The sequence below is a fragment of the Rhodohalobacter barkolensis genome (genome assembly GCF_002834295.1).
Classification (GTDB): Bacteria; Bacteroidota; Rhodothermia; order Balneolales; family Balneolaceae; genus Rhodohalobacter; species Rhodohalobacter barkolensis.
This window is the reverse complement of the sequence record NZ_PISP01000001.1, coordinates 1,513,923-1,528,300: the sequence shown is the minus strand read 5'-3', so window position 1 is coordinate 1,528,300 and position 14,378 is coordinate 1,513,923. Positions and strand designations below refer to the sequence as shown.

At 42.2% G+C, this 14,378-nt stretch carries 14 protein-coding genes; 11 read left to right on the top strand and 3 right to left on the bottom strand.

The window, feature by feature from the left end:
- Positions 1–49 precede the first annotated feature (49 nt).
- The 6 genes from CWD77_RS06425 to CWD77_RS06400 all read left to right on the top strand — a co-directional run bounded on the left by CWD77_RS06425 (position 50) and on the right by CWD77_RS06400 (position 5,357).
- The gene (locus tag CWD77_RS06425; RefSeq protein WP_101072523.1) at positions 50–1,003 is read left to right on the top strand and encodes a methylenetetrahydrofolate reductase; all 954 of its coding nucleotides are present in this window, start codon (positions 50–52) and stop codon (positions 1,001–1,003) included.
- 21 nt (positions 1,004–1,024) lie between these two features.
- Positions 1,025–1,879: a hypothetical protein gene (locus CWD77_RS06420; RefSeq protein WP_101072521.1), complete on the top strand. Its 855-nt coding sequence runs from the start codon at positions 1,025–1,027 to the stop codon at positions 1,877–1,879.
- 74 nt (positions 1,880–1,953) lie between these two features.
- Positions 1,954–2,193 carry a hypothetical protein gene (locus CWD77_RS06415; protein ID WP_101072519.1) on the top strand — a complete coding sequence of 80 codons (240 nt, stop codon included), beginning with the start codon at positions 1,954–1,956 and terminating at the stop codon, positions 2,191–2,193.
- Positions 2,171–2,440, top strand: a complete 270-nt coding sequence (locus CWD77_RS15760) for a type II toxin-antitoxin system PemK/MazF family toxin (RefSeq protein WP_420821207.1) — start codon at positions 2,171–2,173, stop codon at positions 2,438–2,440. Before CWD77_RS06415 ends, CWD77_RS15760 begins: the two co-directional genes overlap by 23 nt.
- A gap of 101 nt (positions 2,441–2,541) precedes the next feature.
- On the top strand, positions 2,542–3,309 hold the full coding sequence (locus CWD77_RS06405) for a TatD family hydrolase (protein WP_101072517.1): 768 nt from the start codon (positions 2,542–2,544) through the stop codon (positions 3,307–3,309).
- Positions 3,310–4,166: 857 nt separating this feature from the next.
- Positions 4,167–5,357: an MFS transporter gene (locus CWD77_RS06400; RefSeq protein WP_101072515.1), complete on the top strand. Its 1,191-nt coding sequence runs from the start codon at positions 4,167–4,169 to the stop codon at positions 5,355–5,357.
- Positions 5,358–5,378: 21 nt separating this feature from the next.
- Here CWD77_RS06400 and CWD77_RS06395 read toward each other — a convergent pair whose 3' ends face one another.
- From CWD77_RS06395 to CWD77_RS06385, 3 genes are all read right to left on the bottom strand, one after another.
- Entirely contained in the window at positions 5,379–6,269 is an 891-nt protein-coding gene (locus CWD77_RS06395) for a hypothetical protein (RefSeq protein ID WP_101072513.1), read from the bottom strand.
- Entirely contained in the window at positions 6,266–6,772 is a 507-nt protein-coding gene (locus CWD77_RS06390) for a hypothetical protein (RefSeq protein ID WP_101072511.1), read from the bottom strand. Before CWD77_RS06390 ends, CWD77_RS06395 begins: the two co-directional genes overlap by 4 nt.
- Before the next feature lie 122 nt (positions 6,773–6,894).
- Positions 6,895–7,893, bottom strand: coding sequence for a potassium channel beta subunit family protein (locus CWD77_RS06385; protein ID WP_101072509.1), 999 nt, complete (start codon positions 7,891–7,893; stop codon positions 6,895–6,897).
- Positions 7,894–8,424: 531 nt separating this feature from the next.
- Here CWD77_RS06385 and CWD77_RS06380 point away from each other — a divergent pair.
- From CWD77_RS06380 to CWD77_RS06360, 5 genes are all read left to right on the top strand, one after another.
- Complete coding sequence (locus CWD77_RS06380; RefSeq protein ID WP_101072507.1) at positions 8,425–10,929, top strand: efflux RND transporter permease subunit; 2,505 nt, start codon at positions 8,425–8,427, stop codon at positions 10,927–10,929.
- A 65-nt stretch (positions 10,930–10,994) separates the two neighbouring features.
- Complete coding sequence (recO, locus tag CWD77_RS06375) at positions 10,995–11,735, top strand: DNA repair protein RecO (RefSeq protein ID WP_101072505.1); 741 nt, start codon at positions 10,995–10,997, stop codon at positions 11,733–11,735.
- The gene (locus CWD77_RS06370) at positions 11,713–13,284 is read left to right on the top strand and encodes a trypsin-like peptidase domain-containing protein (RefSeq protein ID WP_240596683.1); all 1,572 of its coding nucleotides are present in this window, start codon (positions 11,713–11,715) and stop codon (positions 13,282–13,284) included. The genes recO and CWD77_RS06370 overlap by 23 nt, the downstream gene beginning before the upstream one ends.
- A 5-nt stretch (positions 13,285–13,289) precedes the next feature.
- A complete protein-coding gene (locus CWD77_RS06365) occupies positions 13,290–13,811 on the top strand; it encodes a hypothetical protein (protein ID WP_101072501.1) in 522 nt (173 codons plus the stop codon).
- A gap of 118 nt (positions 13,812–13,929) precedes the next feature.
- On the top strand, positions 13,930–14,367 hold the full coding sequence (locus tag CWD77_RS06360) for a peptidylprolyl isomerase (protein WP_101072499.1): 438 nt from the start codon (positions 13,930–13,932) through the stop codon (positions 14,365–14,367).
- Positions 14,368–14,378: the final 11 nt, after the last annotated feature.

The window sequence follows — 14,378 nt, the reverse complement described above, 5'->3', positions numbered from 1 at the left end:
TAAGTTTGAGTATTGTAATTATGGCAACTGGTTTGATCTAAATTATTTCATGAAAGTTATAGAACATTACAAAAAAGCAACTGAACCGCTCATATCGTTCGAAATTATTCCACCCAGAAGAGGGGGAGGGGTAAATAGTATATTTGATTCTCTGGATAGAATTGTTGAAAAAGTAAAACCTCCTTTCATCGATGTAACATATCACGCTGCAGAGGCATACGTAGAAGAACTTTCTGATGGGACCCTGAAACGCATTATTCGAAGAAAAAGGCCCGGAACAATTGGTTTGTGTGCAGCCATTCTTCATCGATACGATATAGACCCGGTACCGCACCTGATATGTGAAGGATTTACAAAAGAGGAGAGTGAAGATGCCCTGATTGAACTTAACTATCTTGGCATTCATAATGTGCTGGCAGTGCGTGGCGATAATACAGGTTCACAAGTGCCCATGCATACGAATGGTACTGCAAACAAGTACGCCATAGATTTGGTGCGTCAGATTCAGGATATGAATCGTGGTGAGTACCTGGAAGACATTGTAAATGCGCAACAGACCGATTTTTGCATTGGTGTGGCGGGATATCCGGAAAAACATTTTGAAGCACCGAACATAGATTGGGATGTGCAACGACTCAAAGAGAAAGTGGATGCCGGTGCCCACTATATTGTAACACAGATGTTTTTTGATAACAGTGTCTATTTCAATTTTGTTGAGAAATGCAGGGCCAACGGGATAGAAGTGCCGATTATACCCGGTTTGAAAATCCTGCGGACAATCAATCATCTGAAAACATTGCCTCGTCACTTTCATCTCAACCTGCCGGATGAGCTGACTAAGGAGGTGGATGCAAACCCGGATCGGGTTGAAGAGATCGGTGTAGAGTGGGCTCAAAAGCAGTCTCTGGAGCTGATGGAAAAGGGTGCACCGGGAATTCACTACTACATTATGGGGAATCCCAAGCCCGCTTTGGATGTAATCGACTTTATACAAAAGAAGTAGATTGAAATAGCTAAACGCACAATGCAGAAAATATTAATTGCAGATAGCGGAGCAACAAAAACGGATTGGCTCTATGTAGAGGGTGAGATCCATAATTTTTTCAGTACCGGAGGGCTACACCCGGCTTTTTTGGATCCAGTTACAGATGCAAATGAATTGAAATCGGAACTGCCGAATGTTCAGCCAAACCGTATCTACTTTTATGGAACCGGACTTGGAAATCAGGCGTCAGATGAAAAGATTCATGCACTTCTGAGAAAGGTCTTTCCCACTGCAAATGAAATTGAAGTGAAGAGTGATCTGGAAGGCTCAGCCCGGGCTTTTTTCGGTGAAGGCGACGGAGTGGTTGCAGTTCTTGGAACCGGATCAATTTGTGCAAAAGTTGAATCAGGTAAACCGGTTCACAAATCTGCAGCTTTGGGATTTGCCATTGGAGATGAAGGGAGCGCAGCCGACCTGGGCCGAAGAATTTTACGGGGATATTTTAGAAAACAATTTTCGAATGAAACTGACAATTTTCTGAGTCAGACATTATCACCTGATAATTACGGGGATATGGTGGCGCGTATTTATCAGGCTGAGAAGCCGAACAGGGAACTGGCATCCCTGGCCGGAGAAGTACTGAAAGAGTCTCTGCCCGAAGAGCTTAATCTTTTAATAAAAGAGGCATTTAAAGAGTTTATTGAACAGCAACTCTCAATGCTGGATTTGAAGGGGGGTGAGAAGATCATTTTTACAGGAAAAGTTGCCGATGTTCATAAGGAAATATTGCTAAAAGTGATGAACGATGCCGGCTATACCGATGTATATGTTCGCTACCCGGTGATTGAATCATTTTTGGAAAAAGTAAAAAGCAGTACAATCAAATTTTGGTAAGTTGTAATTGAACAATGAATACTTTCGTGATTAGTTATTAGATTGTATTGTAATGAATTAAAGATATCAATTCCATGAAAGCAATAGAATTACATAGTAAAACGGATGAAAATGGTCGGATTAAAATCGAACAGGAAACAGGTTATGAAAATAAAAATGTTCGTGTTTTAATATTGGTCGACGAATCTGAAGAAAGTGTTTTAAGTGAAGCAGGTTGGTTTGCTAGTACCGTTAAAAGCCCCTCTTTTGATTTTTTAAAGGATGATAAACAGAACATCTACACACTAAGTGATGGTGAGCTGTTCGAAGATTAAATACTCAATTGTTTTGGTCCCATTTCCCTTCGATGATTTTTCTGACTTGAAAGTAAGGCCGGCTCTATGCCTGACTTCATCGGTTGGGAAATTTGAGCACGTGGTGATTGCATTTATATCCAGCGTTATTCCAGATAAATTAGAACCAAGCGATGTTTTGATTGAGCAGGGGAGTACATCATGGGAAAAGACAGGCCTCCATGTTGATTCCGTTCTAAGACTTCACAAACTTGTAACGATTCCATAATCACTGATTAAGCGAAAACTTGGTGAATTGGATAATGAGCTAAAAGAAAATATAAAGCAGAAGCTTTATCACCTTTTTGAATTAGAATAATTACAGAAATTTTGACACTCACAGACACTCATTGCCACCTATACCTCGAACAGTTTGAAGAAGATATTGATGAAGTATACCGACGATCGGTAGAAGCAGGAATTACCCACATTTTCCTTCCTGCAATTGACTGGAAGTCATTTGAAAAGATGGATGATCTGCATCATCCGGAAATTACTTTTTATAAAATGGCAGGAATCCATCCCTGCAGCGTGGAGGACGTTTGGCCGTTTGATGAACAAAAACTTGCCGATCTTTGTGAACGGGAAGATGTAGTGGGAGTTGGAGAGACCGGCCTCGACTACTACTGGAGTACGGACTTTGTAGATCAACAGAAAACCAGCTTACGAATGCACTGCAATATGGCCAAAGCAACCGGAAAGCCTATTGTGCTTCACAACCGGGAGAGTACCAAAGATCTGCTTGATATAATTAAAGAGGAGCAGGATGGTAATTTGACCGGCGTTTGGCACTGCTTCACAGGCACCGAAGAGGAGGGAAAACGAGCCATTGATCTGGGACTTCATTTGGGCATCGGTGGAGTATCCACGTTCAAAAATGCAGGTGTGAACAAAACGGTCTCTAAACTGCCGCTCGATAAAATGATTCTCGAAACGGATGCCCCATATTTAACTCCGGCGCCTCACCGTGGAAAAAGAAATGAACCGTCATACATCAAACTGATCGCAGAGAATCTGGCCGAGTTACACGGACGAACGCTTCAGGAAATTGCCGAAGTAACCACAAAAAATGCTTTTAATCTATTTGCTGTGAAGTAGAGGTTGGGATAGGGAAATTAAGCCCAAATATATCGGGAGACCTTCCCCTCTCGAGAACTTGTCCGACTACCGGCGGAGGGGATTGAGGGGTGTGTTACAAAATGCGGCGCAAAGCTTTTATTCCTCGTCCCGGTGCTCTGCATCGGCGACGATAACTTGCAGCTCCGATGCACAAAGATTTCATAATCTTTTTATTGAATAGATTTAGTCAAACCTAATCCCTGAATGGTCCGCCTCTTCTCTGTCCAATGTTTCAAATCACTCTCTCTGTTCGGCGGGGAATTTAGGGTGACTTTATACCCGGGGTTTCACCCCGGGCTAATCATATGCTGCCCCATCGGAGCAGGTAGATAAATCTAAGATGAATCAAAGTTTTGGTTTAACCGGGAGTGGGAGTTCTTCCTCTCTCCAGAGGGGATTGAGGGGTGTGTCCCATCTGCATGCTGCAATTGCAGGCTGATGGATTCAATTCAAGTTTCAAACGGCAGGTCTCAATACGAAAATCGGTGTTCGTGATTCGTCATTCGCAGTTCAAATCACAATAACCTCGTTTGGATACTCCGCACTTGTGACGACAACTTGCAGCTCCGCTGTGTTTTACGTCTCAGTTCAGTCTATACGACGGGGTACAAATTGTGGGATTTTAAATGAAATCGGGCGTTTGGTCATTTGAAGTTCATGATCAATGTTTCACGTTTGCTTTTTTACTTTTCACATCTCACTCACCCTTTCACCATTATCAATTATTTCTATCAACAAAACCTGTAGCTTCATCTTGAAAACCCGTATTTTCAAGGCTAATTAAAAATCATATCGACATCGATCTGAAAAAAGATCATAGAAACAGACAATCCCTAATGACTTACCTGACATTCGTCCGGAAAGAGAGACGACTTCTTACATTTGCAATTTCGCTCACATTTTTTTCAAGTTTTGGGCAGACATTTCTGCTCTCACTTTTCGTACCCTATTTTCTGACAGCATTTGATTTGAGCAATGCGTCTTTTGGAACACTTTACTCCCTTGCCACTCTTACGGGTGCAATGGCATTACCTTATCTGGGACAGTGGATTGATCGAATACCCCTGCGAAATTACAGCATGTATGTAGCTTCCGGTCTTTTAGTAGCAGCCATTCTGATGTCGATCGCATGGCACGTGGCCATGCTATTTGTAGCACTAATCTTTTTACGACTCACCGGACAGGGGCTCAGCGGTCATACCGCACAGGCAACTATGGCACGTATTTATGATCGTGACCGTGGAAAAGCACTCAGCATTTCAGCTCTTGGTTATCCGATAGGTGAAGCTATTTTGCCTTCTTTGATTGCCTTCATGATGGTTTATATGCATTGGCGAACGGTGTGGGGATTTGTAGCCGGACTCATCGCACTATTTTTCATCCCGGTTCTCTGGTCACTCATTAAAAATGAGAGTACAACCGTAGAGAAGAGTGAAGAGGACGTGGGAACCACCCGCGAGAACTACTCCAAAATTTTCTCCGACAATCGAACCTTTTACACCATTCCGGCCATTCTGATCCCGCCGTTCTGGGTAACCGGACTCTTTCTTTATCAGGTATCGGCAGCCGGAGATATGGGATGGACCGCAGCCATAGTGGCGTCTGCATTTGTGGCGTTTGCCATTAGCAGAATTGTTTCAGGTTTGTTATCCGGACCGATGATCGATCGTTTTTCTGCTCAAACTCTTTTCCCGTTTTTTCTAATACCGATGATGCTGGGGCTCACGGTCGCCATCTTTTTCAGCGGTACCTGGACAGCATTTATCTATATGGGTTTGGTTGGAGTTACGCTGGGATTGAGCAGTACATTTAAATCATCTCTGTGGGCCGAACTCTATGGAACCAAAATGATCGGAACCGTTCAAAGTCTATTTGCCTCTATTATGGTATTCAGCACAGCTTTGAGCCCGTTTCTGATGGGTTGGATGCTCGACAGCGGTTTTACTCTTACATCCATATTTGTGATCGCCCTAACCTCGAGCTTCTTTTCGGCGCTGCTTTCTTGTCGCCTCTTTTTTAAGAGCTGATCGTTTACGGTTACTTCTAACTCAGACCGTTCTTTCGATCCACTTCGGTGTATGTTGAACAAATTTGTCAAACAACAGATACCAGGGAAAGCCGATCAGGATTAATTGCATCACAAACGCATCAAACCGGATGTTCATGGTCATTGTAATTCCAATATGCATTCCAATCAACAAAGTGACGGTGAATGGACGTAGCTTTTTCCACCACATGGTAAATCCGATCAGTTCGGTTAACCAGCCAATTAACAGAATAACAGAAGCAACGGGCAGATAGGACAGCGCCAGTTCCTGAAGGAAGTTAGGCTCGTAATATCCAATAGTAGAGTAAACATCAATACTTTTTTCACTGATCCAAAGCCAGAGATGTCGGCCATCATACCAGTTGATTCCGGTTCCGATCATTTTTGCGAAAAAAGCTGATGTGTATCCCAGTCCGATAAAAAAGACGATGGCACCGATAACAAACCGGGGCATATTTTTCTTGCCCGGAAACCAGATGGCTCCGATAGCAAAGGCGAATACAGACATGCCAATCAGGTTCATACTGTGTGGAATTTCACCCTGAGAAAAACGGGCCACGTATTGAATATGAAGCAGTACGATCACCACCATGTAGAACCACCTCGCACCCATACGAGCGAATGCAATAACGGCAAGAAGCGTGATAACAGCTGCGTTGATCAGAGCCAGATTCCATTCAAACATCAGGGAGATGTCGATATAGTTGGCAACCCCGAGTGGTAATACAACCTCTGTATTTCGAAGTTGTGTGTAGATTCCCCACTCCCAAGCGTATTTGATAGTGTAGAAGAGAACAAAGAGTTCAAAAACCTTAAAAAAGATAAGTTCGCCGGGGGTTTGATCTCTTTTCGGTTCAAAAAGTTGATGCCCAATTTTTTCATACCATGTCATCGCTCACCTCCCGACATATATTCGGAATTGTCGATATTGGGGTTGAGCTCAGTGCCTTCACTTGTCAGTAGGATCCAGGGGATGATATCTACTGCTACGGAGTCTTCACCAGCGAGGTATCCGTTGGCTTTCACCACCAGCCATCTGTTTTCTTCAAAAGTATGAAGACCAAACATTCTACGAATGGCTTCCCGTCGGCGGTCGGTCCAGTTTTCAGTTTTAGAAACGTAGTTAGAGAAATCAATTTCATCCACTCCATATTGTCTGACAGCAACCGGATCCCCTATAAAATCTTCATTTGTACGCTGCTGCCAAATTTCTTCTTCGCTGTAATCTGTGACGTCAAGAATCATGGCTCGTGTCCAGGGATTTCCTGCCTGCGAAAACATAGGGTAGATACTAAATGGCCAAAATTCGCCTTCGTGTGGAGCAACAAGAATAGCAAAGATGATCAGAGTTACTCCAATTACCTTCATTCCCCGTTTTGACTCTTTTTCTGTCATACAGAATTGATCTTATTGTATTTACAAATAAAGTTACGACACTGATCATCAAAAGAAAAGGCACAGATTGTTAAATCTGCGCCTTTTAGAAGGTACGTAGTTCTACTTAGAAATGTTTAGAATTATGGCCTGAAATCATTCTCTTCTTCAGGTTTGTTATCCAGGATATCCTCTATAGCATCCATTACATCATCAGTTAAATTGTCCATCTTATCGATGGTTTTCATGTTTTGTTTAACCTGCTCTGGTTTGGATGCACCGGTAATAACTGTACTCACATGTTCATTTTTCAGGCACCATGCGAGCGCCATTTCCGGCATGGAAAGTCCTGCATCCTCAGCAACGTTAGCCAGCTTACCTACTTTTTCCAGCTTCTTTTTACCGGTCTCTGTTTCGAGTAGATTTTCTCGGAGCCATTTGTATTTGTCCAGGGATAGGCGGCTGTCATCCGGTACACCATCGTTGTATTTCCCGGTGAGCAAGCCACTTGCCAAGGGACTCCAAATGGTAGTTCCCAGCCCGATCTCGTCATACAACCGTGCATACTCCTTTTCCACACGCTCTCGATGGAACATGTTGTACTGAGGCTGATCCATCAAAGGAGGACGAAGATTATTGGCTTTTGCTATATGATAAGCTTCACGGATTTGCTCGGCCGACCACTCACTGGTTCCCCAATAAAAGGCTTTACCTTGCTGAATAACCTGATTCATAGCCCAGACAGTCTCTTCAATTGGGGTGAATTTGTCCGGACGGTGGCAAAATATCAAATCAACGTAGTCTGTTTGCATTCGCTTTAGGGCTGCGTTTGTTCCCTCAATAATATGCTTATAAGAGAGCCCGGAGTTATTTGGTCCTTCGCCTCCCCAGAATATTTTTGTAGAGAGAACTAGATCCGACCGTTTCCAGCCTGCTTTTTTGATGATATTTCCCATCATCTTTTCAGACTGACCTTCAGAGTAAGCTTCTGCGTTGTCAAAAAAGTTTACACCCGCATCATATGCCTCCTTCATGCAGTTATAGGCAATATCCTCATCAATTTGATCCCCAAATGTTACCCACGATCCAAATGAAAGTGCTGAAACTTTTAAACCGGATCTTCCTAAAAATCGATATTTCATATTTATTCTCTGTTTGATTTAAGTTTTCATCTCTTCAACAGACGAGAATACTGTAACGTTCTGTATATCAGAGTGATTTGGTCTGTAAGCATATTAAGACTATAGGCAGAAAAAGAGTAAGAATAATTTACCCCGTACTGACAGTATGTTGTCACAGCAGCATTCTATAATTGATGAGTTGATGGAACGAAATATTTCAAACAAGCTAAAACATAACAATCCACTTCGATCAAGAGGGGAGAACACATATAGCCGGAGCGGTAATAATACTGCTTCGGCTATTTTTTTGTGATCAAGTGCGTTTTGAAATGAATTGAATGGGAATATCAATGGTTTAGCAATAATAAATAAATGGAGTAGTTGAACCTTTATCAAAGTACTATTCATGCAAGATGATTGCCTGATTGAGTTGATCCGGATTGTAAGATTTCATGTATTGATGAACTCTCTAATATGATCTAAAGTGCTCAATTGTATTAAATTTTATGTAATTTCCGTCTTTTAAGAATTTTCTGACTGCAAACAGATCTGATGTCTAAATTTATTCGATTTTTTATTCCGGTAGTTCAGCTAAGTAACCGCCGCCCATATACCGTTATTGCTGTAGCTTTGTTACTTTCTATTGCTGCGGGTTTCTTCGCATCTAAATTAACGGTGGACACAGATATTGCCAATCTTTTGCCCCCCTCTAATGAGAACGTTCAAGCTCTTGAGAAACTAAAAGAGACTGCCGGCGGAGAGACAGAAATGCAGGTTGCTATCAAATCTCCTGACTTTGATGCAAATGTTGACATGGCTGAGTTTCTGGCTGAAAAAAGTCTGGACCTTTACTATCCCAGATATGAAGATAATTTTTTCAGCCGCGCTGAACTTCGAAGAGAAACGGAGGTGCTCCAGGATAATGCACTCTACCTTGCCACAGTCCAGGAACTGATACAGATCAAAGATTATTTGCAGGATGAAATTGAGACTGCCAGAGAAGAAGCCAACCCGTTTTTTGTCGACTTCTCGGACGATTTTGAAGATGAAGAAGAAGGAGAAGAGACTGACATTGGAAAATTTCGGGAAAGTTACGACGATCTGATTCCACCTGAGTACGCAACAAACTCTGACAGCACAGTTGTGATGTTAACCCTTTATCCCACAGGTCCGCAGAGCGATATACGGTATCTTGAAGATATGTTTGAGGTTTATCAGGACATGCTTGATGAGGTTGATACCGCATCTTACCACCCAGAAATGGAAATCAAATTTGGCGGACGTTTAAAGCGACATCTGGACGAGTTTGAGTCTATCATGAATGATGTTTTTAACAGTTTCTCACTGGGAATCAGCAGTGTGATTCTGCTTGTGATGCTCTACTTCTTCATTAAAAAATACATTCACTACCGGAAAGGATCGAAAATTGGAAGAAAACACAGTTTTTGGTCTCATTTTATTCGAATGCCGGTACCGGTTCTTGTCATCGGAATTCCGTTATTATTTAGTTTAATGTGGACATTTGGTATCACCTATCTCCAAATTGAGGTACTGAATACCATGACTTCCGTTCTGTTTGTGATACTTTTTGGGTTGGGTATCGACTACGGAATCCACTATTACGCCCGTTACATTGAGTATAGATCCATGGGGCGTTCGGTTGAAAACAGTGTGCTATTAGCATATGATAAAACCGGGGCTGCAATTATCGTAAGTGCATTGACGACAGCCGCTGCACTTTTTGTTCTGATGTTTGCTGATTTCAGGGGATTCTCTGAATTTGGCTTTATCGCCGGCATGGGGATCTTGTTTGCGTTGGTTGCCATGTTGTTTGTTCTGCCAGCTTTGCTTGTCATTTTTGAAAAGTGGAACTGGATTTTGACCAATCGAGTAGGGGACGATTATGTACGCTCTAAAGGCATTCACCGATATCCATACGCCCGTTCAATCGTGTCGGTTGGTTTGATTTTATCTCTTATCGTCCTGATTTTTTCAGGAAACTTGAGATTTGAATATCAGTTCGGAAATCTGGAACCGACGTTTGAAGAATATGAACAATTCAGAGAATTTACATCAGGAGTGGATGAAAACGGGCGAAGAAATCCGGCATATATTATTGCAGATACAAACGATGATGTATTTGAAGTTCTTGATTCGCTGAGAACAAGAAGTGATCAAAATCCGGAAACGCTTATCCGCGATGTAGAAGCACTTCAGGAACGATTCCCCCCCAATGATGAGATGGCGAATGAGAAACTGGAACATATAGCTGAAGTTCGTCAACTTTTGCAAAACAGTTTCATTAGAGATCAACAGGACGAAAATCTTGATCTGTTGCGGCGTGGGTCGCAAACCAGGGAGCCGTTGGATGAGGATATTATCCCGGATTTTCTAAAAAATCGTTTCATGACTCAGGAAGGAGAAATTGGACGATTTGTAATTATCTATCCGGAGAGTGGGCTTTCGGACGGGTTGAAATCGATCGCCTTCAAGGATGAAGTGGGAGAAGTAGAGCTTGCCAGTGGTAAAACTTACCATTCGGCCAGTACTTCAATTGTTGCAGCCACCATGCTCGACTTGATGAGAACAGAGAGTCCGTACATGGTTTCGGCTACGTTTTTGATTGTGTTCCTCTTTATCTGGTTCAGTTTTAAGAATTTAAGATGGGCATTAATTGCTCTAATTCCACTAATAATAGGCCTCCTCTGGCTGTTTGGAATTATGCTTTTATTTGGACTTAAATTTAACTTCTACAACCTTGTAGTGCTCCCCGCTGTTTTGGGAATCGGGTGTGATAATGGGGTTCATCTCGCTCATCGGTATCGCGATGAAGGACAAAAAAGTATGTGGGATGTTCTTTCCAGTACAGGCCAGCACATTACAATTGGTTCATTCACAACAATGATGGGTTTTGCCGGACTGCTCTTTACAAATCATCCCGGCTTGCAGTCGATCGGAATTATGGCTGTGGTAGGAATCGGTATGACTCTATTGTCTGCTCTTACATTTCTGCCCGCAATGGTTCAGTTCCTTGAGGATAAAGACTGGATACACTGATGTCCTGATCAAGCTCAATCTGTTCAAGAGATAACTGCGATTGAACCTATAAAATATCAAACGCTATGATAACAAAAACCGAAGCCATAGTTCTACGAACGGTTGAGTATCAGGAGTCGAGTATCATAGCAACGCTTTTCACACATAAGCATGGCAAAATTGCTGTCATTGCAAAGGGAGCAAGAAAGCCCAAAAGCAAATTTTCAGCATTTTTGGTGCCGGGCCAGATGCTTGAAGTGGTCTATTACATGAAGCAGACTCGACAGGTGCAAACACTCTCTGATGTTTCTTATTTGAAGAAATTGGATAACATCCGGCTGGACCTGCAAAAAATGGCACTGGCAACCATTACACTTGAATTAACCTCACAGCTGCTCCATGATAATGAAGTAAATGAGCCTCTATTTCAGTTTCTTTCTGTGATGTTGCCCTGGATCAATAAACAGGATGAAGTATCCAGGATTATGTTTCCATACATTCAGATCCGATTGGCTCAGCTATTGGGAATAGGAATTCAAAATGTAATTGAGGAACATGATTCAGTGAATATGGGTTACATCAATATTGAATCAGGAACACTATCGTCTCAACCTGTCGAAAGTGAAGCTGTGAAATTAACCCCAAAGCAATTTCATTTTGTACGAGAGTCACTAAAGTCTATGAAATCGTCCATTTTTGATATAGATTTATCAACGAATGAATTAAAATCTCTGATAGATTATTTGGACAAGTATTTTCGTTACCATATAGAGGGGGTAAAGCCTCGTAAATCAGATGCAATTTTTGAGCAGCTTTTGGCTGACTAATTTTATGAAAACCCGTGATAAATATCTTACCGGTATACTTTTAATACTCATCGGGGTAATGCTTGGAATGATCCTGATGTTTTTCCGGGATGGAGCAATCTCACTGGATCTTGCTGAGGTGCGGGTGACCGATATCAACAGAAGTGACGAACCCTTCTGGAGTTCAGAAGATCTGGAAAAAATTGATGATCGTTTTTTGTTCAGATCCGTTGCCAAATCCGTGACCCCTACAGTTGTATACATCGAAACTCTTATTGCAACCAGGGATCGCCAACCAGAAACAGAAGAAGAGGAGGACAACCGATTTTGGGAGAGATTTATACCGCCAAGGGTTAGAACAGTGGGATCCGGTGTACTCATCTCTTCAGATGGATATATACTCACCAATAACCATGTTATTGAAGGTGCCGTGAGAGATGAAATTACGGTTACACTTGAAGATAAAAGAACGCTTGATGCACGGGTAGTGGGACGTGATCCAAGTACCGATTTAGCAGTAATAAAAGTTGATGAGAACAATTTACCCACCGTAGTGATCGGCAATTCTGATCATCTTGAAGTAGGCGAGTGGGTTCTTGCTGTTGGGAATCCTTTCCGGCTGCGGTCAACCGTAACGGCCGGAATAGTGAGCGCATTAAGCCGTGATGTTCAAATTATAAATGATGCCCGCCGTATTGAAAGTTTTATACAGACTGATGCCGCTATCAACAGAGGAAACAGCGGCGGAGCACTGGTAAATACCAGTGGCGAACTAATTGGAATCAATACTGCAATTGCAACTCAAAGCGGAAGTTATCAGGGGTATGGATTTGCAGTCCCAAGCAATCTTGCTCTGAAGGTGTCGCGCGATTTGATTGAGTTTGGTGAAGTGAAAAGAGGAATTCTTGGAGTTACCATACAATCAGTCGACGATCGGATTGCCCGACGTGCCGGACTCGAAGATATAACCGGTGTGATGATTATGAACGTAAATAGTGATGGAGCTGCTGAAAGAGCAGGAATTCAGAGAAATGATATTGTACTCCGTGTAAATGGTGAAAGCGTGGCCGAGTCGAATCAGTTGCAGGAAAAAGTTGCCATGTTTCGTCCAAATGAAATGGTAACACTCACAATTTGGAGAGATAACGAAATACTTGAACGTTCTGTAACTCTGGAAGAATTGCCTCAGCAGGAGCTAGCTCAAAACTCCTTTGTTTTAGAAAATGAAGCTGAACCGGAATTAGATGAGTGGGACGAAATACCCGAAGGAGGACGTGAAAGAGGAATTGAACAACAAAGGTTTGAGTCACTTGGATTTACACTGCGTGCACTTTCAACACCGGAAGATCCCGAGCTTTTTAATATCTATATCCATCGTGTAGTTCCGGGCTCAGAAGCTTGGAACAGAGGATTGAGAGAAGGTTTTGAAATTGTTGAACTTAACAGTGAGACTGTTAACGATCTTCAAGTAGTGGAACAAATCATTACCGATTCTATAAAAAGAAACCGATCTTTAACCCTTAAAATTTTGACAGAAGAAGGAGCTATCGGCTACTTTCAAATTAACTAGACCCGATGAAATATTTTTTCGTACTCGTTATCTCAGCTATTTTATTCACCCATTGCGCATCAACAGAGACAGTAAGTAACAATGAAGAATCCCCGGAGAGCACAGAAGAACCGGAGGAACAGTTTGCTCCTGAATGGTTTGATTCCAATGTAGAATCAAATTCAGACTCCCTGAGCTTTTCAGGCTACTCACATTCCGTAGCAGATAATGAAGATCGCGCCCGCCAACAAGCAGAGAGAATAGCTATTTCCAATCTTCGTTTTGAAATTGATCGGTACGCCGAAAAAGTGCGTCGGGAACTTGAAGAGGAAGAGGGAACCAATCCATTCGGCACTCCGGAGTTTATTATGAATCTCAGGAATGTGATTCAGGAACTGGACTTATCGGATGCAAATATTAAATCTGAAGTGAAGGAAAAAGATGGAATTCCGCATCTTTTTATTCATGCAGAACTCTCCCGTTCTGCTGTTGTGGATAAGCTTTCCGCAGAAATGTCGAACACATCATTTATTGAAGTCCTGAATTGAGTAAGCTTGTAAGAGTTTTGGGTAGCTTCAAATCCCATACTCTCAATTCCTGATAATTCATTATCTTTTATCTCTTTAATAAGTAAACCGAAAAGATTTTAAAGGAAAAAGATAACCGATGCCAAAAGCAATTATCAGAACTGAAAAAGGCGACATGAACGTGGAGTTTTTTGAGAAAGATGCTCCCGGAACCGTTGAAAACTTTGTTAACCTGTCGAAGGATGGATTTTATGATGGACTGACTTTCCATCGTGTAATCCCGGATTTTGTGATTCAGGGGGGATGTCCGAAAGGAGATGGAACCGGCGGACCCGGATACACCATAGATTGTGAACTGGATGGGGAGAATCAATATCACGATCGTGGAGTTTTATCCATGGCTCATGCCGGTCGTGACACAGGAGGTTCTCAATTTTTTATCTGTCACAGTAGAAAGAATACAGCTCACCTTGATCGTAAACATACCGTTTTTGGGAAAGTAGTAGAAGGTCTGGACGTAATCGATGATATTCGACAGGGCGATGTTATCAACAAGATTGAAATTATCGAAGAATAGTTTCAGCTTTT

Bases quoted from the DNA above. Each gene is read 5' to 3' on its own strand.
- CWD77_RS06425 (WP_101072523.1), top strand. From the start codon at position 50: ATGAAAGTTATAGAACATTACAAAAAAGCAACTGAACCGCTCATATCG.
- CWD77_RS06420 (WP_101072521.1), top strand. From the start codon at position 1,025: ATGCAGAAAATATTAATTGCAGATAGCGGAGCAACAAAAACGGATTGG.
- CWD77_RS06415 (WP_101072519.1), top strand. From the start codon at position 1,954: ATGAAAGCAATAGAATTACATAGTAAAACGGATGAAAATGGTCGGATT.
- CWD77_RS15760 (WP_420821207.1), top strand. From the start codon at position 2,171: ATGGTGAGCTGTTCGAAGATTAAATACTCAATTGTTTTGGTCCCATTT.
- CWD77_RS06400 (WP_101072515.1), top strand. From the start codon at position 4,167: ATGACTTACCTGACATTCGTCCGGAAAGAGAGACGACTTCTTACATTT.
- CWD77_RS06395 (WP_101072513.1), bottom strand. From the start codon at position 6,269: ATGACATGGTATGAAAAAATTGGGCATCAACTTTTTGAACCGAAAAGA.
- CWD77_RS06390 (WP_101072511.1), bottom strand. From the start codon at position 6,772: ATGACAGAAAAAGAGTCAAAACGGGGAATGAAGGTAATTGGAGTAACT.
- CWD77_RS06385 (WP_101072509.1), bottom strand. From the start codon at position 7,893: ATGAAATATCGATTTTTAGGAAGATCCGGTTTAAAAGTTTCAGCACTT.
- CWD77_RS06380 (WP_101072507.1), top strand. From the start codon at position 8,425: ATGTCTAAATTTATTCGATTTTTTATTCCGGTAGTTCAGCTAAGTAAC.
- recO (WP_101072505.1), top strand. From the start codon at position 10,995: ATGATAACAAAAACCGAAGCCATAGTTCTACGAACGGTTGAGTATCAG.
- CWD77_RS06365 (WP_101072501.1), top strand. From the start codon at position 13,290: ATGAAATATTTTTTCGTACTCGTTATCTCAGCTATTTTATTCACCCAT.
- CWD77_RS06360 (WP_101072499.1), top strand. From the start codon at position 13,930: ATGCCAAAAGCAATTATCAGAACTGAAAAAGGCGACATGAACGTGGAG.